Raw genomic sequence first — 26,258 nt, 5'->3', positions numbered from 1 at the left:
CTACAGCCTGTCCGGTATCCGACTCGCCTTCATGTCCACAGGCGCTCCGGCTACGTAAGACCCTGATTGATCTGCGGTTCCTCCGACGAACGGCGGAACTGCCCGCCATCGGTCCACAGTGGCGCGGTCGACCGGACCGCAAACTGGCCATCCGGTGCGGTACCCGAGCAATCAGGTCGATGGGTAGCGTGTCGGGCACCCTGGGGAGGCTTGGAGGAACCACCGGTGACGCTGCTGCGCGACCTGATCGACATTCCGACGTCCGTCGGCGAGGGCGACTTCGTGGTGAAGGCTGCCGAGGGCGCCGACCTGGACCGGTACGTCGTCACCGACCAGCTCCGGGAGAACTTCTCCGCCGCGCTGCAGCGGATCGGCCACGCCGTCACCACCGGCCGCTCGCAGGCGATGTTCCTGCACGGCTCGTTCGGCTCCGGCAAGTCGCACTTCATGGCCGTGCTCCGCGAGATCCTCGCCCACAATCCGAAGGCCCGGCAGCTCAGCGGCCTGTCAGGCCCGGTGGTGGCCGCCGAGCCGTGGCTGCCGGGCCGCAGGTTCCTCACCCTCACCCTGCACATGCTCGACGCGCGCTCCGTGGAACAGGCGATCCTGGAGGGCTACCTGCGCCACGTCACCGCCGCCCACCCCGACGCCCCGGTTCCCGCCGTACACCGGTCGGACGCGCTGCTGACCGACGCGGCTGTCCTGCGCGCGACGATGGGTGACGAGACGTTCTTCGCGGCGCTGCGCGGCGGTGCCACCGCCGGTGGCGGCGGCCTGGCCGCGATGCGGGCCAGCGCCGAGGGCTGGACCCCGCAGCGGTACGCCGATGCCGCCGCCCAACCGCCCGGCACGAAGGACCGTGACGCGCTGGTCAGCGCGCTCACCCAGGCGTTCTTCAGCGGTGCGGTGCACAGCGCCGAATACCTCGACCTCGACACCGGCCTCGCCGTCATCACCCGACACGCCAAATCCCTCGGGTACGACGCGATCGTGTTCTTCCTCGACGAGCTGATCCTCTGGCTGTCCGGCCGGATCGCCGACTACACCTTCGTCAACACCGAAGGTGCCAAGCTCAACAAGCTGGTCGAATCCGCCGACGCCGCCCGGCCGTTGCCGCTGGTGTCGTTCGTGGCCCGCCAGCGCAACCTGGAGGAGTTCCTCGGCCCGCAGGTCGGCGGCACCGAGCGCGAAGCCCTCGCGCACGTGATGCGCAGTGTCCAGGGTCGGCTCGGGGAGATCGTGCTCGCCGACACCAACCTGCCCGCGATCACCGAGAACCGGCTGCTCAAACCGAACGACGCCGCAGCCAGGGCGGTCATCGACAACGCCTTCGCCGCCGTGCGCCACAACCGCGAGGTGTGGGACACGCTGCTGCTCGGCGCGCAGTACGGCGACGCCGGCATCGGCTCCGACGCCACCGCCTTCCGCCAGCTCTACCCCTTCTCGCCGGCCCTGGTGGCGACCCTCGTCGCGCTGTCCCAGGCGCTGCAGCGCGAACGGACCGCGCTGAAGGTGATGACCGAGCTGCTCGTCGACCGGCGGGACACCCTGCGGGTCAACGACCTGATCGGGGTGGCCGCCCTGTTCGACCCGCTGGTGCTGCACGGTGAGCTGCCCGACCGGCCCAAGCTGCGCCAGCAGTTCGAGGCCGCCCGCACCCTCTACCTGCGCAAGCTACGCCCCATCCTGCTCGCCCTCAACGGTATCGACGAGGAGAAGGCGACCGCCCACACCCAGTTCCAGCTCGACGACAAGCTGGTCAAGACGATTCTGCTCGGCGCGCTGGTGCCCGAGGTGCCGGCCCTGCACAACCTGACCGCCGCCAAGCTGCACGCGCTGAACTTCGGGTCCATCACCGCGCCGATCCCCGGCTACGAGAACACCATGGTGCTCAATCGGCTCCGCAAGATCGAGCAGGACGCCGGCGAGCTGCACCTGACCGACGACCACGACCCGGTGGTGTCACTCAAGCTGCACACCGTCGACTTCGACAAGCTGCTCGACCTGGTGCCGCACAACGAGACCTCGGCCGGGGTGCGCCAACAGCTGCTCCGCGAGCTGATCAGCGCCGAGATGGGTCTGGCCGGCAGCGAGGGCAGCCACGGCGAGCTGCAGCAGCCCCGCGACTGGCGGGGACGGCGGCACGTCGTCCAGGTGAAGTTCGGCAACGTACGCGACCCCGACGCCATGCCGGTCGCCGCCCTGCTGGCACCCGGCGAGTCCTGGCGGATCGTCGTCGACTACCCGTTCGACCCGCAGGACTACCCGCGCAGCGCCGACCGGGCCCGGATCGAGGAACTGCCCAGGGGCTCCAACACGGTGTTCTGGCTGCCGCTCTATCTCACCGACGACATGATGGGCCGGGTCGCCCAGCTTGCAAAGATCAACTATCTGCTCGGGGTCGGCGGCGCGGGGGAGCGGCTCAACACCCTCGCCGCCGACTGGCCCAAGGTCGACCGCCAGCAGGGCCGGGTCTACCTGCTGCAGCGGCAGACCCAACTCCGCGACGGCCTGATCACCGCGCTGAAGCAGGCGTACGGGGCGGCCAACCCGCAGCCGTCCGACGTGCACGACGACACCGTGGGGGTGCTGCACACCCTGGCCGACGGGCTGCGCATCGGCGACCCCCGGGGCGGAACCCTCGCCGACGCGTTCCGCAACCTCACCGCCGAGCTGCTGGAGTGGTCCTACCCGGGCACCCCGGCACTGCCCGTCGACGAGAAGCCGCTCACCCGCGCCGACCTGGCCAAGGTCTTCGACTACGCCCGTCAGGCCGCCGCCGACCCGACCCACGGCGTCTCGGTCGCGTCACCCGCCGACCAGAAGGTGCTCCGCCGGATCTGCAACCCGCTGCAGCTCGGCGAGCTGGTCGACCACCGCTACGTGCTCACCATCAGCACCTGCTTCTGGAGCCGGCACCTGCTGCAGGAAGCCGCCAAGGAGGACTACCGCGACCACTTCCCCGTGCACAAGCTCCGGCAGTGGCTCGACGTGCCCAAGCGGCGCGGCTTCGACCGGGACCTGCAGAACCTGATCATTGCGGTCTTCTCCTGCGAGCAACAACTCAGCTGGTACGAACACGGCGGCCGGACCAACGTCGTCGCGGTCAACGGCGTCGAGGACCGCTTCGAGCTGCGCCAGCCCGACCTGCCGTCGGACGAGGCGTGGAAGGCGGCCGTGCAGTTCGGCCAGCCCTTCTTCGGGGAGGTGCTGCCCCGATTCCGCAACCCGGCCAACCTCGCCACCCTCGCCGGAGACCTGCGACGCGCCGCCACCGCGTACGCCACCCACGCCCGGGACCTGGTCACGAAGCTGATCGAGCACGCCGCACCGCTCGGGCTCGATCCGACGGCACCGGCCGGCCGGCTCGCCACCGCCCAGCGGGTCGCCGCGCTGCTCGCCCAGGTCAGGGACGAGCGGGACGACGTCGTCCTCGTCGGCCTGATCGCCGAAGGTGAAGAACGCCTTGGCGGACTGGACGGTCAGGCCGCCAGCGTCGTGTTCAAACAGGCGCGGCACCTCGTCGCGGCGCTGGACGGCGCGCAGTGGCCGCTGATCAGCGCGGTGGAGCGACGAATAGACACCGACCACCGCGCCCGGGTCATCATCGAGCAGCTCCGCGCCGCCGCCGGTGCCGAGCAGCACGGCGTCGACCTGGCCCGGGCGTTGCAGGAGGCGGTTAGCGCCGCCGCCGCCCTGCTGGCCGAGGTCGAGCCGACACCGCCGCCGGACCGGAAGCCGGAGGTCGTGTCGTCGGGTGGTGCGGGGCGGCGAGTCGTGTCGCCGGACGACCAGGAGGAGCAGGTCGGCACCGGGTCGCAGGGTGCGTCTGAGCGGTCGGCAGCCGGCCAGGGCTCCGTCCTGACCACGCTGACCATTGACGGAACGTGTGTCCTGCCGCAGCAGCGCCGCCCCCATGACCCGCCCGCTCTCCGCACGAGGGTCGTGGCCGATGAGCGAGAGCTGATTGAACTGGTTACCGAGCTGCGTGCCGAGGTCACCGCCGGTCGGCGGGTCACCGTCAGCTGGAACACCGAGGAGTCGGAGCGGCGACCGTGAGCATCACCCGGGCCGCCGTCCGCCCGGCGGCCGTACGCCGCAAGGTCGAATCATGGCTCGCCGAGCGCGACGACTCCGACGCCATCGTCCTGCACGCCCGCCCCGAATGGACCGACGAGCCGACGCTCACCGTCGGGGAGACCACGGTGCGGGTCGTGCCCTGCCCGACGCCGATCGCCGCACGGGCCGCGCTGGTCGACCGGGCCGCGCACGAGAAGCTCGTCCTGCTGACCGACCTCACCGACATGGAACTGGGCGACGGCCTGCTGGCCCACGTCAGCATGCAGAAGGGCCGCAGCGTCGACCCCTGGGACCTGGTCACCCAGGTGTTCGGCGGTCAGATCCGGCTCGACTCCACCCTGGTGCGCACCGGCCGCTGGGTCGCCGACGCCCTCACCGACCTCGCGCCGGCTGAGGGCTGGGCCCCGCCGACCGGTCTCATCCTCACCCGGGACCACGCGCTGCGGCACCTCGCCGGGGCGGTGCTCGGACTCGACCCCGACGAACTGGACGGTGCCGGGCTCCTGCAGTGGAGCACCGACGCCCCCACCCAGCTCCGGTTCGCCGACCTGCCCGCCGACTGGGCCGAAGGGATCGGCACCTTCCTCGCCGAAGCGGCCGGCCCGGTCGCCGTAGCGGTCCTGGCCGCCGTGCGCGCCGGTCACGGCGTCGATGCCATCCCGCTGGGGCTGCTCGCCGAGGTGCTCTGGCCCCGAGGCGTGCCGACCACGCCCGACGTGGATCTGGTGGTCGCCCGGGCCCGGCTCGAACCGCGCCTCGGTGGCACCCGGCTGACGGAGACACAGGCGACCGCCTTTGGTGAGGCAGCCGAAGCGTGGATCTACCGGGCCCTCGACGGTGAACCCGCCGCCCGCTACGACGCACGGAGGATGCTGCGCCGGGCCGAGGAGATCGCCGAGGAGATCGACGTGGCCGGCCGGCTCGACGCGTCGGCCCTGCTGCCGGCCGGCTTCACCCAGCGGATGCGGGCGTTCGGAGCCGCCGTCCGGCTCGCCGTGCCGGCCAGCGGGGCCACCGCCACCGCAGGCGAGCTGATCGAACGGGCACAGGACCGGCTCGCCGAGGTCGAGGCCCACCGGTCGGCCGACCGGTCCCGGGTCGAGACCGCCCGGATGGCCGTACGGCTGCTGCGGTGGCTCGCCCTGCCCGACGGACCGACGCCCGCCACGATGCTCGACGCGGTGCACCGGCAGGTCCGCGCCGACGGATGGGTCGACCGGGCCCGGCTCGACGTGTTCGCCGGTGACGTCGACCAGCAGGTCGCGCAGGCGTACCGGCTGCTGCACACTGCGGTGGACGCCCGGCGTGCCCGGCACGACCGCGAGTTTGCCGAACTGCTGCAGGACATGATCTCCGCCGAACGGGAGCCGGGTGCCCTGCTGCGGGTCGAGGACGTATTGGACCGGGTGGTCCGGCCGGTCCTGGACAACGGGCGGCGGGTCCTGATGGTCGTCCTCGACGGCATGGGCGTCGCCGCCGGAATCGAGATCGCCGACTCGCTCGGCCGAAGCGGTGCCTGGACCGAGTTGACGCCCGGTGGTGGCCCTCGCACCGGCGTGCTCGCCGCCCTGCCGACCGTCACCCAGGTCAACCGGTGCAGCCTGTTCAGCGGGCGGCTCGCCGTCGGCGACCGGAGCGCGGAGCTGCGGGCGTTCTCCGCGCAGTTCCCCGGCGGAGTCCTGTTGCACAAGTCCGACCTGCGGACCCCGGCCGGCCTCGCCGTCGACCCCGAGGTGGCTGCCGCCATCGGTGACCCGGCCGTGCCGCTGGTGGCCGCTGTGATCAACACGATCGACGACGCACTGGAGCGCAGCGATCCCGGCACGATCGAGTGGGGCACCGACACCGTCAACGGGCTGCGGGACCTGCTCGCGGTGGCCCAGGACCGGGTCGTCGTGCTGGTCTCCGATCACGGGCACGTCGTCGACCGGGGCAGCGACGCGCTCCTCGTACCCTCGGACTCCAGCGAGAACCGGTGGCGTCCGGCGACCGGTGAGCCCGGCGACGGCGAGCTGCTCTTCCGGGGCAGCCGGGTGGCGCTCGGCGGCGGCGCGACGATCCTGCCCTGGAGGGAAGAGCTGCGGTACGGTCCCCGCAAGGCGGGCTACCACGGTGGCGCAGCCCCCGCTGAAGCCGTCATCCCGCTGCTGCTCTTCGCCGCACACGACGAGAACGCCGTCCCGGGCTGGACGGGTGCCCCGGTGTCAAGCCCCGAGTGGTGGCGGGAGCCGCTGCGACTCGCGGAAGCCACCCCGGTCCCCGCCGCCCGGACGGCTACCGCCCGGACTACCCGCCGAACCGTCCGGCACCCCGTTCAGGACGAGGGCCTGTTCGACCTGCCCGCCCCGAGCCCCGTGGCCGCGCCACCCCCGGTCGACCCCACGGCGACCCTGGTCGACGCTTTGTTGGCCAGCGCCGTGTACGCCGACCGTCGAGGTACCCGCGCGCCCCTGCCCGATGAGCGGGTGGCCGCGATGATGGCCACCCTCATCGCCGGGAACGGACGGGCGACCCTGGAGACACTGGCGACCAGGGCCGGTGTGCCCGTGCACCGGGTCCATGGCACGTTCGCCGCGCTGCGTCGGCTGCTGCAGGTCGAGGGGTATCCGGTGCTCAGCCTCGACCCGGACGGGCGGACCGCCAAGCTCGACGTTCCGCTCCTGATCGAGCAGTTCGGGCTGGAGGCGTCATGACGGTGGAGGTGAGCGCCCGGCGGCGCAGGGACATCATCGACGCCCTGCGCCGGGGCGCGGTGCCCGCCAACGGCCTGGACGCCCTCGCCGTCGGACTCGACCGTTTCGCCGCCGCCCTCGATGAGGACCTGGACCGGGTAGCCGGTGGCGGCAGCGTGTTCAAGGCCGTGCGCGGTGAGTACGGCGCCGGCAAGACCTTCTTCACCCGATGGCTCGGGGAGCGGGCGAAGCGGCGTGGATTCGCGGTCGCCGAGGTGCAGGTCTCCGAGCTGGAGACGCCCCTGCACCGGATGGAGACCGTCTACCGGCGGCTCGTCGAGCACCTGACCACCGAACAGTTCGCCCCGAGCGCGCTGCGGCCCGTGCTCGACGGGTGGATCTTCGCCCTGGAGGAGGACGTGCTCGCCACCGGTTCGGTCACCGAGGCGGATGCGGACGGGCTCGACCGGGCGGTCAGTGACCTGCTCGAACGTCGACTTGCCGAGATCTCCCGTAGCACCCCCGGCTTCGCGGCGGCGCTGCGTGGTTACCGGGCCGCCATCGCCTCCGGCGACCAGGTGACCGCGGGCGGGCTGGCCGCCTGGTTGGGTGGCCAGCCACATGTCGCGGCCACGGCGCGGCGGGCCGCCGGGGTCAAGGGCGACCTCGACCACTTCGGGGCGCTCAGCTTCCTGCAGGGCCTGCTCACCGTGCTGCGGGACAGCGGACACCCGGGCCTGCTCCTGGTGCTCGACGAGGTGGAGACCCTGCAACGGGTCCGGTCGGACGCCCGGGACAAGGCGCTCAACGCGCTACGGCAGTTCGTGGACGACATCTACGCCGGACGGTTCCCAGGCCTGTTCCTGCTGATCACCGGCACCCCGGCGTTCTTTGACGGCCAGCAGGGCGTGCAACGACTCGCGCCGCTGGCCCAGCGCCTCGCCACCGACTTCGGCCCGGAACCGCGCTGGGACAATCCCCGCGCCACTCAGCTCCGGTTGCCCGGCTTCACCGAGGCCGCCCTGATCCAGCTCGGCACCCGGGTCCGGGACATCTACGGCAGCGACCGGGTCGATGCCGTGGTCGACGACGACTACCTCGGCGAACTCGCGCGGGCCGTGGCCGGACGACTCGGCGGCCAGGTCGGCGTCGCGCCCCGGGTCTACCTCAAGAAGCTCGTCGCCGACGTGTTCGACCGGGTGGACCAGTTCACCGACTGGAACCCTCGTGAGCACTACGCGTTGACGCTGCGGGCCGACGAGTTGACGGAGGTCGAGCGGAACGCCGCCTCGGCCGACGACGTCGACCTGACCCTGTGAAGACCGGAACCCGGTGAACGAGGAGGCGTCGCTCGACCCGGTGCTCCTGCACCACGTCGTCAACAGTCTCGGCTGGCCGCAACTGCGTCCGCTGCAGCGGGAAGCGGTCGGGCCGCTGCTCGCCGGGTCCGACGCCCTGCTGCTCGCCCCGACGGCGGGAGGCAAGACCGAGGCTGCGGTGTTCCCGCTGCTGTCGCGGATGGCCCGGGACGGCTGGACCGGTACCTCGGTGCTCTATCTCTGCCCGCTGCGGGCGTTGCTCAACAACCTGCACCCCCGGATCGAGCGGTACACCGGCTGGCTGGGGCGTACCGCCGCGCTCTGGCACGGTGACGTGCACACCGCCGCCCGGCGGGCGGTGCTCTGGCAACGCCCCGACATCCTGCTCACCACGCCCGAGTCCCTCGAGGCGATGCTGGTCAGCGTCAACGTGGACCACCGCAGCTTCTTCGCCGGGCTGCGGGCGGTGGTGGTGGACGAGGTGCACGCCTTCGCCGGAGACGACCGGGGCTGGCACCTGCTCGCGGTGTTGGAACGGCTCACCAGGGTGGCCGACCGACCACTGCAACGGGTCGGCCTATCCGCCACCGTCGGCAACCCTGACGAACTGCTGACCTGGCTGCGCGGATCGGCGAGTGGCAGTCGCCCCGGCCGCGTCGTCGCCCCCGACCTGCCCACCCCCGTGCCGGGGACGGACAGGGTGCCCGGCAGCCGCGTGGCATCCGGTGGACCGCCCGCCGGCGAGGTGGAACTGGACTACATCGGATCGCTGGCCAACGCGGCGAAGGTCATCTCCGCGCTGCACGCCGGTGAGAAGCGGCTGGTCTTCTGCGAGTCCCGGCAGACCGTCGAGGAACTCGGCCAGTTGCTGCGGGAACGGGGTGTGACGACGTTCCTGTCCCACGCCTCCCTCTCCGCCGACGAGCGACGCCGGTCCGAGCAGGCGTTCGCGGAGGCGAGGGACTGCGTCATCGTCTCCACCAGCACCCTCGAGCTGGGCATCGACGTCGGCGACCTGGACCGGGTCGTCCAGATCGACGCTCCCGGCACCGTGGCGTCCTTCCTGCAACGGCTGGGCCGCACCGGTCGCCGTCCGGGCAGCACCCGCAACTGCCTGTTCCTCTGCCGGACGGGAGAGGAACTGATCAGGGCGGCGGCGCTGCTGACACTCTGGGGGCGCGGCTGGGTCGAACCGGTGGTCGCGCCGCCCGAGCCCCGGCACATCGTCGCCCAGCAGGTGCTCGCGCTCTGCCTGCAGGAAAATCGGGTCGGTGATCGGCTCTGGGCACAGGCGTGGAACGGGTTGCCGCCCTTCGGCCCCGGCGCGGAGCCGATCGTCCGACACCTGCTCGACCACGGCTACCTCGACAGCGACGGTGGGCTGCTGTTCATCGGGCCGGAGGCGGAGCGACGCTTCGGCCGGCGTCACTTCATGGACATGACCGCCGTCTTCACCGGCCCGCCCGAATTCACCGTGCTGCAGGGCCGGCAGGAACTCGGCCGGATCGACCCCAGCCTGCTCACCGAGGAGGTACGGGGAGACCGCCGGCTGCTGCTCGGTGGGCGGAGTTGGCGGGTCACCTACGTCGACTGGCGACGAAGGCGGTGCTTCGTGGAGCCGGTCGACGGCGGCGGCCGGGCCAGATGGACCTCGTCGGGTTGGCAGGGTGCCAGCCACCCGCTCACCCGGGGGATGCGCGACGTCCTCCTCGGTGCGGAGCCACCGGTCCGGCTGACCACGAGGGCGGCGCAGCGGCTGACGACCGAACGTGTCGACCGGGCACCGTTGGTGCATCCCGGCGGAAGCCTCGTCGTCCGGACCTCGGACGGTGACCTGATCTGGTGGACCTGGGCCGGTCTGCGGGCGAACGCGACCCTGACCGCGACGCTTGGTGAGGTGGTGGACCCGATACACCGGTTCGACGACTACACCGTGCGGCTCCGGTCGGACCTCGACCGGGCACAGTGGCGTGCCCTGGTCGCCGACGCGGCACAGCGGCTCTGCCTGCCCGAGGTCAACACGCGGGCTCTCGCCGGGTTGAAGTTCAGCGTCGCGCTCCCCGAGCGGCTCGCCCGCGCGACCCTGGCGACCCGCCTGGCGGACCTACCGGGGGCGGCAGCGGTGCTCGACGAGCCGGTGCGATTCGTCGCCCTGGCACACTGACCGCCGCCGGGTTCGGGAACCCGCGCGGGGCCGGCTGGCGTTTGATCGACTCGTTCGGGCCGATGTAGCGGTGTCCCCGGGTGGGGATACCGCTACATCGCTGACGTGGAGCCGATCAACCGGGCCGGACTACTCCGGCACGCGGCGGTACGCGCCGTCGCTGGCCGACGTCGCCATCGAGGCGTACGCGCGCAGGGCGGCGGACACCGGACGCTGCCGGTCGAGCGGGGTGTACGGCCGGTCCCGCTTCTCCTGCGCCACCCGCCGGGCCTCCAACACGTCGTCGGGCACGTTCAGTTCGATCGACCGGGCCGGGATGTCGATGACGATCTCGTCGCCGGGCTCGACCAGGGCGATCAGCCCACCGGAGGCGGCCTCGGGGGAGGCGTGCCCGATGGACAGCCCGGAGGTGCCGCCGGAGAACCTGCCGTCGGTGAGCAGCGCGCAGGACCGGCCCAGCCCGCGCCCCTTGAGGAACGAGGTGGGGTAGAGCATCTCCTGCATGCCGGGGCCGCCCTTGGGGCCCTCGTAGCGGATCACCACGACGTCCCCGGCGACGACCTCCTTGGCGAGGATCGCGGCGACCGCGTCGTCCTGCGACTCGTAAACCTTGGCCGGGCCCCGGAAGGTCAGGCACTCCTCGGGCACCCCGGCGGTCTTCACCACGCAGCCCTCGGGCGCGAGGTTGCCGTGCAGGATGGCCAGCCCGCCGTCGGCGGTGTAGGCGTGTTCCCGGTCCCGCACGCAACCCTCGGCGGCGTCGGTGTCCAGGGTGGACCAGCGGTTGGTGGTGGAGAACGGTTCGATGGTGCGCACCCCGCCGGGCGCGGCGTGGAACAGTTCGACCGCCTCGGGGAGGGGTGAGCCGCCCCGGACGTCCCAGTCGGTGAGCCACTGGGCCAGCGAGGGGGAGTGCACGGCGTGCACGTCGCGGTGCAGCAGGCCGGCGCGGTCGAGTTCACCGAGGATGGCCGGGATGCCACCGGCGCGGTGCACGTCCTCCATGTGGTAGTTCGGCGAGTTCGGGGCGACCTTGGCCAGGCAGGGCACCCGCCGGGAGATGGCGTCGATGTCGGCGACGCCGAAGTCGAGTTCGGCCTCGCGGGCGGCGGCGAGCAGGTGCAGGATCGTGTTGGTCGACCCGCCCATCGCCACGTCGAGAGCGATCGCGTTGTCGAACGCCTTGCGGTTGGCGACGGCGCGGGGCAGCACGGAGGCGTCGTCGTGGTCGTACCAGCGCTTGGCGATCGCGACGGCGGTGCGGCCGGCCTCGACGAACAGTGACCGGCGCGCGGCGTGGGTGGCCAGCGTCGAGCCGTTGCCGGGCAGGGCCAGGCCGATCGCCTCGGTGAGGCAGTTCATCGAGTTGGCGGTGAACATGCCGGAGCAGGAGCCGCAGGTCGGGCAGGCGGACCGTTCGATCTCACCGAGCTGGTCGTCGGTGACCGCTTCGTTGGAGGAGGCGACCATCGCGTCGATCAGGTCGAGCTTGGAGTGCACGACGCCCTCGATCGCCACCGTCTTGCCGGCCTCCATCGGGCCGCCGGAGACGAAGACCGTCGGGATGTTGAGCCGCAGCGCGGCCAGCAGCATCCCGGGGGTGATCTTGTCGCAGTTCGAGATGCAGACCAGCGCGTCCGCGCAGTGCGCGTTGACCATGTATTCGACCGCGTCGGCGATCAGCTCCCGGCTGGGCAGCGAGTAGAGCATCCCGCCGTGGCCCATGGCGATGCCGTCGTCCACGGCGATGGTGTTGAACTCGCGCCCCACCCCGCCGGCCTCGGCCACCGCGTCCGCGACCAGGCCACCCATGTCCTTCAGGTGCACGTGACCGGGGACGAACTGGGTGAAACTGTTCGCGATGGCGACGATCGGCTTGCCGAAGTCGTCGTCGGTCATCCCGGTGGCCCGCCAGAGGGCCCGGGCGCCGGCCATCGTCCGACCGTGGGTGGAGGTCCTCGACCGCAGCTCAGGCATGGGTACCAGTCTTACACCGCCCGGCGGGGGGCTCCCACCGCGCGCGCCGTGTCCCAACAGTTGCACACCCGGTACCCCGTGGCGGGCGCCGATCCGGCACAGTTGAGGTCGTGCGTTTACCCCCGGGCATGGTCGCCGTGGCGGTGTTGAGCGGCCTGCTCGCCGTCGCCGCCACCGCACTGCTGGCCGACTCGGCCCGGCGGCGTGGCGGGCCGCACCGCCAGGCGCACCTGCTGTTCGCCGTGGCCGCCACGGTCGCCCTGGCCACCCTGGTCGCCGGCACCGTCGCGGTGCTCGGCGCGACCGAGCACGGGGCGCACCCGCGCGCTCAGGGGATGGGTTGGGCGTCGCTGATCGCGGTCGGCACCGCGCTGAGCGGGCTCGGCTACTGCGCGGGTCTGCTCCGCCTGCCCGGCGCGATGGTGGCCCGGGCCGCCGCCGCGCGGCTGCTGCTCGACGGGTTGACCGTGGCCGCCGCGATCTGGTTCGTCGGCTGGGTGCTCTTCTCGGAGCCGACCCGGCTGCTCGGGCCGGCGACGCCGAGCGCCTGCCCGGCCATCCTGCTCGCGTCGGTGACCGTGGCGCTCACCGCCGGCCTCACCGCGATCGTGGTGGCCCGCGCCGAGGGCCCGCGGGCCCGGCTGGCCGTGCTCGGCGTCGGCATCACCGCGACCGCCACCGGAGGTCTCGGCCTGGCCGCCGGGGTCTGCCAGGGCGGCTCGGCGATGGCGCTGACCGGTGCCGCGCTGCTGGCCGTGGGCATGCTCGCCGGGGCGCTCGCCGTGCACCGGGTGGACGCCCCCGGCCAGGTCGACATCGACCTGATCCGCCGCGACGGCGAGTACGCGTTCATCCCGATGGTGGCGATGGCCGGTTCGGCGATGTACCACCTCGTCCAGGGCGGCCGGTTCGACGCGCTGGGCATCATCGCCGGCAGCCTGGAGGGCTTCGCCCTGGTCACCCGGCAGTACCTCACCCTCAACGACGTCCGCAGCTACGCCCACCGGCTGGCCGACCGGGAGGCGCACTTCCGGGAGTTGGCCCACACCGACCCGCTGACCACCCTCGCCAACCGGCGTGGGCTGCTGCGGGAGATGCAGCGCTGCGCCACCGAGGGGGGCGGCTGCGTGCTGCTCGGCCTCGACCTGGACGGCTTCAAGAACGTCAACGACATGCGCGGCCACGACGTCGGCGACATGGTGCTCGCCGAGGTGGGGCGGCGGCTGCGGAGCAACCTGCGCCCCGGTGACCTGGCCGCCCGGCTCGGCGGCGACGAGTTCGCGGTGCTGATGCGGGGCCGGCCGACCGACGCGGACGTGGTGGCCGAGCGGCTGCTGGGGGTGCTCGGCCGGCCGTACGAGCAGGAGGGCGGCGCGGTCTTCCTCTCGGTCAGCATCGGGGTGGCCGGCCAGGGTGGCGACGATCCGGACGTGGTCGGCCTGCTGCGCCACGCCGACCTGGCCCTGCGCTACGCCAAGCAGCGCGGCAAGAACCGGATCGAGCGGTACGACGGCAGCTACGACCGACTGCTGACCCGGCGTACCCGGCTGGAGCACGAGATGCGTGGCGCGATCGAGCGCGACGAGCTGCGGCTGGCCTTCCAGCCGGTGGCGTCGCTGCCCTCGGTGCGGCCGGTGGGTGCCGAGGCGCTGCTGCGCTGGCACCACCCCGAGCTGGGCAACGTCCGGCCGGACGAGTTCATCCCGCTGGCCGAGGAGTGCGGGATGATCGCCAAGCTGGGTGCCTGGGTGCTGCACCAGGCGTGCTGGCAGCTCTCCCGCTGGCTCGCCGACGGCCACGACGTCTGGGTGTCGGTCAACGTCTCCCCGCGCGAGCTGCACGCCCCGGAGTACGTGGTGCAGGTGGCCGAGGCGCTGCGCGCCCACCACGTGCCGCCGCAGCGGCTGGTGCTGGAGGTCACCGAGCACGCCGTCGCCACCGACCTGGACGAGCTGATCCGCCGGCTGACCGCGCTGCGGCGGACCGGGGTACGGATCGCGCTGGACGACTTCGGTGCGGGGTACTCGTCGCTGGGCCAGTTGCGCCGGCTGCCGATCGACATCCTCAAGATCGACCACAGCCTGGTCGCCGAGCACGAGCCGGTCCGCCCGGTGGGCCGGGACGGGCCGGCGTTCGCCCCGATGGTCGACATCGTCATGCGGCTGGGCCACCAGCTCGGCCTGGAGGTGATCGCCGAGGGGGTCACCAACCCGGCCGAGCTGGCCGCGGTGGTCGCCGCCGGCTGCCGGTTCGGCCAGGGCGCGCTCTTCGGCTGGGGGGTGCCGGCCGAGCACCTGGAGGCGATGCTGGAGGCGGCCACCTCGCCGGGCGCGCGCCCCGCGTCGGCGCCGCCGGCCCCGCCGCCCCCGCCGCGGCGACCCACCCCGTCGCCGCTGCTGCCCCGGCTGCGATCCCACCCACCGGCATCCCCGGCGACGCCCGCGCCGCGCCCGGCGTACGAGGAGTCCGCGCAGGCCGGGCCGGTTGACGAGACCCCCAACGGGGACGGCGTCCCCCGTTCGTGAACCAACATGTGGGATCAGTTGACTCATCGCGTGAGATGCGTCAGGCTTGGCCCATGTCGTCGAACCGGTCGCTGCGAGTACTTACCTGAGCGCACTCTCCCGCTGTCGAGAGTGCGCTGGCCCCGTGCATCTGCACGAGGGCCGTTTTTATTGCCGTCGGAACCACCGGGGCGGGCCACCGCCCCCGTCGCACCTGTCGTAGCAGCTCCACCCAACTCCAGCCGAAGGCCTGAACCGCCATGACGAGACCCACGCCAGAGACCCTCGCCCACTCCGCCCGGCGGGCCCGTACGGTCACCGAGCCGGCCGGCGACGCCGACCACACCACCCCGCCGCGCGCCGCCGCGCCGGCCACCCCGGCCGTACGGCCGTCCGGGCCGGTCCCGGTCTCCGGTGCCGGCTCGCTGGTGCGGTCGTTGGAGGCGCTCGGCGTCGACGTCGTCTTCGGCATCCCCGGCGGGGCGATCCTGCCCGCCTACGACCCGCTCTACGACTCCTCGGTGCGGCACATCCTGGTCCGGCACGAGCAGGGCGCGGGACACGCCGCCACCGGGTACGCGCAGGCCACCGGCCGGGTCGGCGTCTGCATCGCCACCTCCGGGCCGGGCGCGACGAACCTGGTCACCCCGATCGCCGACGCGTACATGGACTCGGTGCCGATCGTCGCGATCACCGGTCAGGTGGCCCGGCCGATGATCGGCACGGACGCCTTCCAGGAGGCGGACATCCAGGGCATCACCCTGCCGATCACCAAGCACAACTTCCTGGTGCAGAACGCCGAGGAGATCCCGCAGGTCCTCGCCGAGGCGTTCCACCTGGCGGCGACCGGGCGTCCCGGGCCGGTGCTGGTGGACATCCCCAAGGACGTCCTCCAGGCGGCGACCACCTTCTCCTGGCCGCCCACCCTGGACCTGCCCGGCTACCGGCCGACCCTGCATCCGCACGGCAAGCAGATCCGGGAGGCGGCGCGGCTGATGAGCAGCGCCCGCCGGCCGGTGCTCTACGTCGGCGGCGGGGTGCTCAAGGCCGGCGCGACCGAGTCGCTGCGCCAGCTCGCCGAGCTGACCGGCATCCCGGTGGTGACCACGCTGATGGCGTTGGGCGCGTTCCCCGACTCGCACCGTCAGCACCTGGGCATGCCCGGCATGCACGGCACCGTCGCCGCCGTCTACGGCCTGCAGAAGGCCGACCTGATCGTGGCGCTGGGGGCCCGGTTCGACGACCGGGTGACCGGCAAGCTCGACTCGTTCGCCCCGGACGCCACGGTGGTGCACGCCGACATCGATCCGGCCGAGATCGGCAAGAACCGGCACGCCGACGTCCCGATCGTCGGTGACGCCAAGCACGTCATCGACGAGCTGATCGCGGCGGTGACCACCGAGCACAAGGCCGGCCGCCGGACGGACCTGCACGACTGGTGGCACCAGCTCGACGACCTGCGCGAGCGGTACCCGCTGGGCTACGACGAGCCGGCCGACGGCACCCTCTCCCCGCAGTACGTGATCAAGCGGCTGGGCGAGATCGTCGGCCCGGACGCGATCTACGTGGCCGGGGTCGGCCAGCACCAGATGTGGGCCAGCCAGTTCATCTCGTACGAGAAGCCGGGCACCTGGCTCAACTCCGGCGGCCTCGGCACCATGGGGTACGCCGTCCCGGCGGCGATGGGCGCGAAGGCCGGCCGGCCGGACACGGTGGTGTGGGCGGTCGACGGCGACGGCTGCTTCCAGATGACCAACCAGGAGTTGGCCACCTGCGCGCTGGAGGGCATCCCGGTCAAGATCGCGGTGATCAACAACGGCAACCTGGGCATGGTCCGGCAGTGGCAGACCCTGTTCTACGAGGGGCGCTACTCCAACACCGAGCTGGGCACCCACAAGCACCGCATCCCGGACTTCGTCAAGCTGGCCGAGGCGCTCGGCTGTGTCGGCCTACGCTGCGAGAACGCCGAGGACGTCGACAAGACGATCGAGGCGGCGATGGCGATCACCGACGCACCTGTCGTGATCGACTTCACGGTCGGCAAGGACGCGATGGTCTGGCCGATGGTGGCCGCCGGCACCAGCAACGACGAGATCATGTTCGCCCGGGGCGTCCGCCCGGCGTTCGACGAGGACGACATCTGAGATGAGTGACCGATTCCCCGGGACCGTGCGCGGGCACGGCCCGACCGAGCGAAGCGAGACGGTGGCATGACCCTGCACACCCTGTCCGTGCTGGTGGAGAACAAGCCGGGTGTCCTGGCCCGGGTCTCCGGCCTGTTCTCCCGGCGCGGCTTCAACATCGACAGCCTGGCCGTCGGCGAGACCGAGAACCCCGACGTCTCCCGGATCACCATCGTGGTCAACGCCGACTCGTCGCCGTTGGAGCAGGTCACCAAGCAGCTCAACAAGCTGGTCAACGTGCTGAAGATCGTCGAGTTGGACCCGCAGGTCTCGGTGGCGCGGGAGCTGCTGCTCGTCAAGGTCCGCGCCGACCGCACCGCCCGCGCGCAGGTGCTGGAGACGGTCGCCCTGTTCCGGGCCCGGGTGGTCGACGTCGCGCCGGACACCCTCACCGTCGAGGCGACCGGCACCCCCGACAAGCTCGACGCGCTGCTGCGCGACCTGGAGCCGTTCGGGATCAAGGAGATGGTCCAGTCCGGCACGGTGGCGATCGGGCGCGGCTCGCGGTCGATCACCGCCGGCCCCTCGTTGCGCGCCGCCTGACCGCGCGCCCACCCGCCACCGCACACAGTCCACGACGGTCGACGAGACCGCCGTACGAAAGGGAAGTCAATGAGCGTTGAGGTGTACTACGACGACGACGCCGACCTGGGCCTGATCCAGGGCCGCAAGGTCGCCGTGATCGGGTACGGCAGCCAGGGCCACGCCCACGCGTTGTCGCTGCGCGACTCCGGTGTCGACGTGGTGATCGGCCTGCCGGCGGGCTCCAAGAGCCGGCCCAAGGCCGAGGAGCAGGGCCTGCGGGTGCTCACCCCGGCCGAGGCGGCGGCCGAGGCCGACGTGATCATGATCCTGGCGCCGGACACCGCCCAGCGGACCATCTACGCCGAGTCGATCGCCCCCAACCTCGCCCCCGGCAAGGCGCTCTTCTTCGGGCACGGCTTCAACATCCGGTACGGCCTGATCACCCCGCCGGCCGACGTGGACGTGGCGATGGTCGCCCCGAAGGGCCCCGGACACCTGGTCCGCCGCCAGTACGTCGACGGCAAGGGCGTGCCCTGCCTGGTCGCCGTCGAGCAGGACGCCAGCGGCAACGCCTTCCCGCTCGCCCTGGCGTACGCCAAGGGCATCGGCGGCACCCGGGCCGGCGCCATCAAGACCACCTTCACCGAGGAGACCGAGACCGACCTCTTCGGTGAGCAGGCGGTGCTCTGCGGTGGCGCGGCGGCCCTGGTGCAGACCGGGTTCGAGGTGCTCACCGAGGCCGGCTACGCCCCCGAGGTGGCCTACTTCGAGTGCCTGCACGAGCTGAAGCTCATCGTCGACCTGATGTACGAGGGCGGCATCGCCCGGATGCGGTACAGCATCTCCGACACCGCCGAGTACGGCGACCTGTCCCGGGGCCCGCGCGTGGTCGACTCGCGGGTCAAGGAGGAGATGCGCAAGATCCTCAGTGAGATCCAGTCCGGCGAGTTCGCCCGCGAGTGGGTGGCCGAGGACGAGGCCGGCCGGCCGAACTTCGCCAAGTGGCGGGCCGAGGGCGCGGCGCACCCGATCGAGGAGACCGGGCAGAAGCTGCGCTCGATGATGAGCTGGGTGGACCGCCCGCTCACCGAGACCGCCTGACCCGTCGGCCGTACCCGTGCCCCGGCTCGGGCGTGTCGTGGGCCGGGTGATCTGCTGACGTGAAGCGGTATGACTGGCAGGCATAAATATGCCTGCCAGTCATACCGCTTTGTGCGTGACCACCTCCCGGGCGGCCCGGACTGCGCCGGGGCCGGGTCACTGCCGCCCGTCCCGTCGGGCCGCCACCGGACCCGCCCCGGCTCACCCATCCGCCGGTCGCCGTCGCGGTGCACGGTGGCCGGTTCACCAGGCGGGACGGGGTGATCGATGCCTCATCGGCCCCGAACGACCCACCCGCCGCGCTCCCGGGCCGGATGAACGGGGGATGACAGGCGTGCGACAACCCTGTGTGAGGGCCCTCACCCCGCAGACCGGGACATGCCGGCCGGAGCGCCCCCTACGATCCTTGGTGAGGTGCGTGACCGGCACCGACGGCCACGGCACGGATCGGCGTAGGGCGCATCGCGGCGTCCGGTCGCCCCGGCCAACCTAATACGACGTCTACGAGGACCGATGAATCCTGTCGTACTGATCGCCGAAGAACTCGCCCCCGCCGCCATCGAGGTACTCGCGCACGACTTCGACGTGCGCCACGTCGACGGCACCGACCGCCCGGCCCTGCTCTCCGCGCTGGCGGAGGCCGACGCGGTCATCGTGCGCAGTGCCACGCAGATCGACGCCGAGGCGGTCTCCGCCGCGCCGCGCCTGAAGGTGGTCGCCCGGGCCGGCGTCGGGCTGGACAACGTCGAGGTCCCGGCCGCCACCGCGCGGGGCGTCATGGTCGTCAACGCCCCCACCTCCAACATCGTCTCCGCCGCCGAGCAGGCCGTCGCGCTGCTGCTCGCCGTCGCGCGCAACACCGCCAGCGCCAGCGCCGCGCTCAAGGCCGGCGAGTGGAAGCGGTCCAAGTACACGGGCGTCGAGTTGCAGGGCAAGACCGTCGGCGTGGTCGGCCTCGGCCGCATCGGGGTGCTGTTCGCCCAGCGCATCGCCGCCTTCGGCACCCGGCTGATCGCGTACGACCCCTACATCCAGCCGGCCCGTGCCGCCCAGCTCGGCGTCCGCCTGGTGGGGCTGGAGGAACTGCTGCGGGAGGCCGACTTCATCTCGATCCACCTGCCGAAGACCCCGGAGACGGTCGGCCTGATCGGCGAGAAGGAGCTGTCGATCGTCAAGCCGGGCGTCCGGATCGTCAACGCCGCCCGGGGTGGCCTGGTCGACGAGCAGGCCCTCGCGGACGCGATCGCCGAGGGCCGGGTCGCCGGCGCCGGTGTCGACGTGTACGCCAAGGAGCCGTGCACCTCCTCGCCGCTGTTCGCCTTCGACAACGTGGTGGCCACCCCGCACCTGGGCGCGTCCACCCACGAGGCGCAGGACAAGGCCGGTCTGGCCGTGGCCAAGAGCGTCAAGCTGGCGTTGCAGGGCGAGTTCGTGCCGGACGCGGTGAACGTGCAGGCCGGCGGCGTCGTCGCCGAGGACGTCCGGCCGCTGCTGCCGCTGGCCGAGAAGCTGGGCCGGGCGTTCACCGCCGTGGCCGGCGGGGTGGCCGCCAGCGTCACCGTCGAGGTGCGCGGCGAGATCGTCAACCACGACGTGTCGGTGCTCAAGCTCGCCGCCACCAAGGGGCTGTTCAGCTCGGTGGTCGAGGATCAGGTCACCTACGTCAACGCGCCGCACCTGGCCGCCGAGCGGGGCGTCGAGGTGACCCTCGCCACCCAGGCCGAGACGGTCGACCACCCGAACCTGGTCACCGTGCGGGGTGCGCTGCCCGACGGTCGTACGGTCAGCGTCTCCGGCACGGTCGCCCACACCGGCGCCCGCGACGTCATCAAGCTGACCGAGGTGGACGGCTTCGACGTGGAGATCGGCGCGGAGGGCATCCTGCTCTTCCTGCGGTACGCCGACCGGCCGGGCGTGGTCGGCACCGTCGGCACGCTGCTCGGCGAGGCCGGCATCAACATCGCCGCCATGCAGGTGGCCCGTCGGGAGGCCGGCGGCGAGACCCTGATGACCCTCACCGTCGACCAGGCGCTCGGGGCGGACCTGCTCACCTCGGCGGCCGACTCGATCGGGGCGACCGCCGCGAGCGCGGCCGACCTGCGCGACGAGTAGTCGCACCCGCACGGTTCGACGACGGAGGGCCCGGCCGCACGGCCGGGCCCTCCGTCGTCCACACCCGACCGTCCCCGGTGGTGTGGCGTCAGCGGGCCAGGCGCGACGGCGGCGGGTAGACCGAACCGTCCTGCGGGTCGAAGAGCATCAGGTCGTACTCGCCGGCCAACCGCTCGATGTCGAGCAGCACCTGGTCGTCGCAGGTCGGTACGAGGTTGAGCGCCACGTGGTCGGCCGCCGCGTGCAGCGGTGACACCTCCCAGGGGGTGCCCTGGTGGGCGGGCCGGTCGGGGTACGAGGCGGTGATGGCGCGGTAGAAGCCGACCACCCGGGGGTCCGGATAGCGCTCGCCGTGCCGCCCCTCGTGGCACTGCCGCACCGCCGCCCGGACGTCCTCGGGCGTGGCCCCGTCGTGCAGGGCCCACACGCTCAGATCGAAACTCACGGCGGACAGCGTGCCATCACCCGGACGCCGGAGCGACACTGACCCGCCGTGATCGCCGCGGGTGGTCGAGAGTGTACGGAGAAACACGGTCCGCTGTGGAGACTCTTGCGTAGAGTTGCGTCGATTCGCTAGCGTACCGGGGCGGTCATCGGGAAAGTCGGAAAGTCGACCCGTCTTCGGGTGACGGGGCCGAACGTCCGGCCGGCCGGTCCGCACCCCTCGAATGCGCGAGCCACGCGCACTCGTCGCTGACCGGCCCCCACGGTCGTTGCCGAGACCGTGGGGGCCGATCGCCGGCCCGTCGACCGCGCCACCCCGTGGACCCCCTCCACAGGTCGGCCGACGCGCCGCGACACCGCTCAGCGGCGTCGGTGGGCGAAGAGAGCCTGATAGGCCGAGTCGGCGCGGAACCACGACAGTCCCACCGGCCCGGCCGCGTACAACGCGGTCGCGTAGGCGTCGGCCACCGCCAGGTCCGGGCCGACGACGGTCGCGGCGACCAGCCGCCCGGCCGGTTCGCCGGTGTGCGGGTCGACCACGTGCCCGTGCCGGCCGCTGACCCCGGAGGTGCCCACCGCGCCGGCCGTCATCTCCAGCACCAGCGGGGCCCGCCGGCCGTCGGTCGGGTGGTGCACCGCCACCCGCCACGGTCCCCCGTGCGCGGCGTGCCCGCGTACCGTCAGGTCGGCGCCGGAGAGCACCGCGTAGTCGTGGATGCCGGCGGCGCGCAACCGGGCCGCGGCCCGCTCCACCGCCCAGCCGTTGAGCAGGCCGCCGGGGTCGAAGCCGCCGGGGACGGCCCAGGCGTCGAACCAGCCGTCGGTGGCGGCCCGCATGGCCGCGCAGCGGTCGACCAGGTCGGTCAGCGGCGGGTACGACTCGGGGCTGATCTCGCCGCGCCGCAGCCGGGAGACCAGGCTCTGCGGCCGGTTCGGTCCGTAGGTGAGGTCGATGGCCCGCAGTTCGGCGACGGCGTCGCGCAGCGCGTCGCCGACCGCCCGCCGGCCCGTCTCCTCGGGGGCGTTGAGCAGGAGCGAGTACTCGGCGGTGCCGGTCCGGACGGAGTGCTGCACGGCGATCCGGCCGCCGGACGGGTCACCGGCGCGGTCGAGGCGGTGGCTGCGGGTGCCCAGGCGCAGGTCGGGACGGCGGCGGGAGAACGCCTTCTGGTCCACCCAGCGGGTGCGCGGTTGCTCGTCCAGTCGGCCTGGCCCCCGCTGCTGCTCGGTCCGCATCACGCTGCTCCTTCACCGACGGTGCCGCGGCGTCGCGGCCGGTCCGTCCCGGGCCCCCACGACCCGTCCTGCACCGACCCTAGGCAGTGGAGATGACCGCACCATGAATGCTGCCTGGGAGCCTGCTGAGCATTTCGCCCTCCCAGATGGTGGAAGGCGCGTACCGGGAGGCGGGACGGGGACGTACCGTTGCGCTCAGCGGACGAGGTGAGGAGCAGCAGGTGGCACGGATCGCGGTGGTGGCCGGGGACGGGATCGGACCCGAGGTGGTCGCGCAGGCCCTCAAGGTCCTCGACGCCGTGCTTCCCGGCGTCGAGGCCACGCAGTACGACCTCGGCGCGGCGCGGTACCACCGCACCGGCGAGGTGCTGCCCGACTCGGTGCTGACCGAGCTGGCCGGCCACGACGCCATCCTGCTCGGCGCGGTGGGCGACCCCACCGTGCCGCCCGGCGTGCTGGAGCGTGGCCTGCTGCTGAAGCTGCGCTTCGCCTTCGACCAGTACGTCAACCTGCGTCCGTCCCGGCTCTGGCCGGGGGTGCCCGGCCCGCTGGCCAACGTCAAGCCGGGCGAGGTCGACCTGGTCGTCGTCCGGGAGGGCACCGAGGGGCTCTACGCGGGGGCCGGCGGCAGCCTGCACCGCGACACCCCGGCCGAGGTGGCCACCGAGGAGAGCCTGAACACCCGGCACGGGGTGGAACGGGTCATCCGGGACGCCTTCGCCCGCGCCGGTCGCCGTGAGCGGCGCAAGGTCACCCTGGTGCACAAGACCAACGTGCTGACCCACGCCGGCTCGCTGTGGGCGCGGGCCTTCGCGGCCGTCGCCGCCGAGCACCCCGACGTCGCCACCGAGTACCAGCACGTCGACGCCGCCGCCATGTTCCTGGTCACCCAGCCCCAGCGGTACGACGTGGTGGTCACCGACAACCTGTTCGGCGACATCCTCACCGACATCGCCGCCGCGGTCACCGGGGGGATCGGGCTGGCCGCCAGCGGCTGCATCAACCCCACCGGGGCGTACCCGTCGATGTTCGAGCCGGTGCACGGCTCCGCGCCGGACATCGCCGGCAAGGGGGTCGCCGACCCGGTGGCCGCGGTGCTCTCCGCCGCGCTCCTGCTCGACCAGCTCGGCCACGCCGACGCCGCCGCCCGGGTGACCGGCGCGGTCGCCGCCGAGCTGGCCGGCCGGACGCCGGGTGTGGCGCTGCGCACCGACGAGGTGGGGGACCGGCTCGCCGCGCAGGCGGTGGCCTGACCCCTCGGGAAGTGGAGCTATCCACTGAACGACCGTTCGGGGTAGGTTTCTGGGACGTCAGCCCGGTGCGTGGTTCCCGCGCGCCGGCAAACCCGCAGGGAGGTCAGCGCGATGAGCGGTGGTGACATGCTCAATTTCGAGATCCGTCCGAATCCCGCGCCGGTATCCGCCGCCGAGCGGGCCGCCCTGCTGGTCGACCCCGGCTTCGGCCGGGTCTTCACCGACCACATGGTGACCATCCGGTACGCCGACGGCAAGGGCTGGTACGACCCCCGGGTCGAGGCCCGCGCGCCGATCCCGATGGACCCGGCGAGCGCCGTCCTGCACTACGCGCAGGAGATCTTCGAGGGGTTGAAGGCGTACCGCAGGGCCGACGGCTCGGTGACCATGTTCCGGCCGGAGGCCAACGCGGCCCGGTTCATCGCCTCCGCCCGGCGGCTGGCCATGCCGGAACTGCCTGCGGAACTGTTCGTCGAGTCGCTGCGCAAGCTGGTCGAGATCGACCGGGACTGGATCCCCGACGCCGCCGACGCCAGCCTCTACCTGCGGCCGTTCATGTTCGCCAGCGAGGTCTTCCTCGGCGTCCGCCCGTCCCGCGAGTACCTCTACTGCGTCATCGCCTCGCCTGCCGGTTCCTACTTCACCGGTGGGGTGAAGCCGGTAACCGTCTGGGTCTCCCCGGACTACACCCGGGCCGCCCCCGGCGGCACCGGCGCGGCCAAGTGCGGCGGCAACTACGCGGCGTCCCTGTCCGCCCAGGCCGAGGCGATCGAGGCCGGCTGCGACCAGGTGGTCTTCCTCGACGCGGTCGAGCGCCGCTACGTCGAGGAGCTGGGCGGCATGAACGTGTTCTTCGTCTACGACGACGACACCCTGGTCACCCCGCCGCTGACCGGCACCATCCTGCCGGGCATCACCCGGGACGCGCTGCTCGCCCTGGCCGCCGCCTCCGGGCACCGGGTCGTCGAGCGCCCGGTGAGCTTCGACGAGTGGCAGGCCGACGCCGGGAGCGGCCGGCTGCGCGAGGTCTTCGCCTGCGGCACAGCCGCGGTGATCACCCCGATCGCCCGGGTACGGCACCCCGGCGGCGAGTTCGTGATCGGCGGCGGTGAGCCGGGCCGGTCCACCTCGGCGCTGCGGGAGCAGTTGGTGGCGGTCCAGCGGGGCGAGGCACCCGATCCGCACGGCTGGGTCACGCACATCCGCTGACCACCCCCGGGGACGGGGTCACCGTGGCGCGGGCGGCTCCAGCAGGTGGTCGCGCAGGGCGGCGAGCTGGGCGTCGGTGACGCCGGCGTGCCGCAGGTAGTCCTCGATCGAACCGTGCCGCTGGCGCAGCTCGGCGAGGAAGAGCGACATCGCCTCGGCGGGGGAGCCCAGGAAGGGTGCGGGCGGTGCCTCGGCGTCCGGCATGGACGCCGCCAGCCAGGCACTGAACCGCTGGGACGCCTCGCTGCTCAGCGCGTAGTCCTCGGCGATGCGGTCGTCGTCGACGCCGAGCACGGACAGGGTCAGCGCGCAGACGATTCCGGTGCGGTCCTTACCGGCGACGCAGTGCACCAGGACGGGCGCGTTGGCGCTGTCGGCGATCAGCCCGACCGCCTCGGCCAGCCCGGCGGTGCCGGTCTCGGCGAGGTCGGCGTACCGGTCGGCGAGGTAGCGGGCCAGGCTGGAGTCCGGCTCGTGGCGGCTCAGCGCCCAGTCGGCGTGCTCGGGGTGGACGTGCCGGTAGGCGAGGCCGTCGAGGTCGGGCACCCGGCCGTCCCGGTCCACCTCGGTCGGGCGACGCAGGTCGATCACCGTACGGATGCCGAGCGCGGCGAACGCCTCCCGGTCGGTGCCGTCGATGCGGTGCGGGGAGTCCGACCGGTAGAGCCGGCCCCAGCGGACGGTGCGGGCGTCGTGGCCGGGGTAGCCGCCGACGTCGCGGAAGTTGAACATCGCGGAGAACGGGATACGGCGGCTGTTCTCGGTGGGGTTCACCCGGACACGGTAACGGCCGGCGGGGCGGGAGTCCGCCCCGCCGAGTCGACCGCCGACGGAGGCCGGTTGCCGGCCGGCTACCGGGCGGTGCCGGGGGGCAGGTTGCCGTAGGTGTCGTCGTAGTAGCCGCCCAGCTTGTCGCGGAAGGCCGCGTCGCTGTGGCTGTTCTCGTCGTACCCGGGAGCGGCCTTGATCTGGTCCCTGGTGCGGTCGACGTGGACCCTGCGGTCGTCGTGGTCGACCTGGTTGACGGTGCCGGCGGGCAGCATCACCTTCCTGCCGAAGATCCACGGCCCGGTGTCGACGACCAGGTAGCTGCCGCCGACCTCGTGACTCGCCTCGTCGATCCTGCCGACGCCGCCGTCGGTCGCCTCGACCTTGTAGCCGACCAGGTCGGCGTCGGCGACCCCGGCCTCGTCCCGGTAGGTCCACGGGTCGAACGCCCCGCCGGGAGCGCCCCCGGCGATCGCCCCCTGACCGTCGTCGACCATCGGGTCGGTGACGCCGTGCGTGCTGTGCGGGTCGAGCCTGTCCATCGGAACCCCTGCCTCGAAGAGTCGTGTCCGTCAACCGGGCTACCCCCGGGGAGACCCCGCACACACCCCGTCCCGGGATGTGGATTCTGTCTCCCAGAACCCGGATGGAGTGGCAGAGTGGCGACCGTGACCAGCTCCGCCCGCATTATTGGCAGCTAGCGCGCCGGCC

At 72.6% G+C, this 26,258-nt stretch carries 16 protein-coding genes; 11 read left to right on the top strand and 5 right to left on the bottom strand.

Annotated elements, in window-relative coordinates; genetic code table 11:
- Nucleotides 1-210: 210 nt before the first annotated feature.
- From B5D80_RS00150 to B5D80_RS00135, 4 genes are read left to right on the top strand one after another with little or no spacing between them, the layout of a single operon-like run.
- Nucleotides 211-4,059: a DUF6079 family protein gene (locus tag B5D80_RS00150; protein WP_245854123.1), complete on the top strand. Its 3,849-nt coding sequence runs from the start codon at nucleotides 211-213 to the stop codon at nucleotides 4,057-4,059.
- Nucleotides 4,056-6,773, top strand: a complete 2,718-nt coding sequence (gene pglZ, locus B5D80_RS00145) for a BREX-2 system phosphatase PglZ (protein ID WP_088641664.1) — start codon at nucleotides 4,056-4,058, stop codon at nucleotides 6,771-6,773. The genes B5D80_RS00150 and pglZ overlap by 4 nt, the downstream gene beginning before the upstream one ends.
- Nucleotides 6,770-8,071 (top strand): BREX system ATP-binding protein BrxD, encoded by a 1,302-nt coding sequence (gene brxD / locus B5D80_RS00140; RefSeq protein WP_088641663.1) that lies wholly within the window; start codon nucleotides 6,770-6,772, stop codon nucleotides 8,069-8,071. The genes pglZ and brxD overlap by 4 nt, the downstream gene beginning before the upstream one ends.
- 13 nt (nucleotides 8,072-8,084) lie before the next feature.
- On the top strand, nucleotides 8,085-10,235 hold the full coding sequence (locus B5D80_RS00135) for a DEAD/DEAH box helicase (protein WP_088641662.1): 2,151 nt from the start codon (nucleotides 8,085-8,087) through the stop codon (nucleotides 10,233-10,235).
- A 129-nt stretch (nucleotides 10,236-10,364) separates the two neighbouring features.
- Here the strand turns inward: B5D80_RS00135 and ilvD are convergent, their stop codons facing one another.
- Nucleotides 10,365-12,212: a dihydroxy-acid dehydratase gene (gene ilvD, locus B5D80_RS00130; protein ID WP_088641661.1), complete on the bottom strand. Its 1,848-nt coding sequence runs from the start codon at nucleotides 12,210-12,212 to the stop codon at nucleotides 10,365-10,367.
- 110 nt (nucleotides 12,213-12,322) lie between these two features.
- Here ilvD and B5D80_RS00125 point away from each other — a divergent pair, with 110 nt between their 5' ends.
- The 5 genes from B5D80_RS00125 (at nucleotide 12,323) to serA (ending at nucleotide 20,637) form a co-directional block, all read left to right on the top strand.
- On the top strand, nucleotides 12,323-14,737 hold the full coding sequence (locus B5D80_RS00125; RefSeq protein WP_088641660.1) for a putative bifunctional diguanylate cyclase/phosphodiesterase: 2,415 nt from the start codon (nucleotides 12,323-12,325) through the stop codon (nucleotides 14,735-14,737).
- 239 nt (nucleotides 14,738-14,976) lie between these two features.
- Complete coding sequence (locus B5D80_RS00120) at nucleotides 14,977-16,860, top strand: acetolactate synthase large subunit (protein ID WP_088641659.1); 1,884 nt, start codon at nucleotides 14,977-14,979, stop codon at nucleotides 16,858-16,860.
- A gap of 66 nt (nucleotides 16,861-16,926) precedes the next feature.
- Nucleotides 16,927-17,442, top strand: a complete 516-nt coding sequence (gene ilvN, locus B5D80_RS00115) for an acetolactate synthase small subunit (protein WP_088641658.1) — start codon at nucleotides 16,927-16,929, stop codon at nucleotides 17,440-17,442.
- Between the two features lie 69 nt (nucleotides 17,443-17,511).
- The gene (gene ilvC, locus B5D80_RS00110; RefSeq protein ID WP_088641657.1) at nucleotides 17,512-18,525 is read left to right on the top strand and encodes a ketol-acid reductoisomerase; all 1,014 of its coding nucleotides are present in this window, start codon (nucleotides 17,512-17,514) and stop codon (nucleotides 18,523-18,525) included.
- Nucleotides 18,526-19,038: 513 nt separating this feature from the next.
- Nucleotides 19,039-20,637, top strand: a complete 1,599-nt coding sequence (gene serA / locus B5D80_RS00105; RefSeq protein ID WP_088641656.1) for a phosphoglycerate dehydrogenase — start codon at nucleotides 19,039-19,041, stop codon at nucleotides 20,635-20,637.
- An 88-nt stretch (nucleotides 20,638-20,725) separates the two neighbouring features.
- On the opposite strand, the gene B5D80_RS00100 is transcribed toward serA, so the two are convergent.
- Nucleotides 20,726-21,082, bottom strand: a complete 357-nt coding sequence (locus B5D80_RS00100) for a hypothetical protein (RefSeq protein ID WP_088641655.1) — start codon at nucleotides 21,080-21,082, stop codon at nucleotides 20,726-20,728.
- Nucleotides 21,083-21,441: 359 nt separating this feature from the next.
- Nucleotides 21,442-22,317, bottom strand: a complete 876-nt coding sequence (locus tag B5D80_RS00095; RefSeq protein ID WP_088641654.1) for an FAD:protein FMN transferase — start codon at nucleotides 22,315-22,317, stop codon at nucleotides 21,442-21,444.
- 221 nt (nucleotides 22,318-22,538) lie between these two features.
- On the opposite strand from B5D80_RS00095, the gene B5D80_RS00090 reads away from it, so the two are divergent.
- The gene (locus B5D80_RS00090) at nucleotides 22,539-23,570 is read left to right on the top strand and encodes a 3-isopropylmalate dehydrogenase (protein ID WP_088641653.1); all 1,032 of its coding nucleotides are present in this window, start codon (nucleotides 22,539-22,541) and stop codon (nucleotides 23,568-23,570) included.
- Nucleotides 23,571-23,681: 111 nt separating this feature from the next.
- A complete protein-coding gene (locus tag B5D80_RS00085) occupies nucleotides 23,682-24,779 on the top strand; it encodes a branched-chain amino acid aminotransferase (RefSeq protein ID WP_088641652.1) in 1,098 nt (365 codons plus the stop codon).
- 18 nt (nucleotides 24,780-24,797) lie between these two features.
- Here the strand turns inward: B5D80_RS00085 and B5D80_RS00080 are convergent, their stop codons facing one another.
- Nucleotides 24,798-25,553 carry a tyrosine-protein phosphatase gene (locus B5D80_RS00080; protein WP_211291335.1) on the bottom strand — a complete coding sequence of 252 codons (756 nt, stop codon included), beginning with the start codon at nucleotides 25,551-25,553 and terminating at the stop codon, nucleotides 24,798-24,800.
- 77 nt (nucleotides 25,554-25,630) lie between these two features.
- Nucleotides 25,631-26,089 (bottom strand): PRC-barrel domain-containing protein, encoded by a 459-nt coding sequence (locus tag B5D80_RS00075; protein ID WP_088641651.1) that lies wholly within the window; start codon nucleotides 26,087-26,089, stop codon nucleotides 25,631-25,633.
- Nucleotides 26,090-26,258: the final 169 nt, after the last annotated feature.

Origin of the sequence: Micromonospora wenchangensis, from assembly GCF_002210435.1 — a bacterium.
Classification (GTDB): Bacteria; Actinomycetota; Actinomycetes; order Mycobacteriales; family Micromonosporaceae; genus Micromonospora; species Micromonospora wenchangensis.
This window is presented reverse-complemented; position numbering and strand designations above follow the sequence as displayed.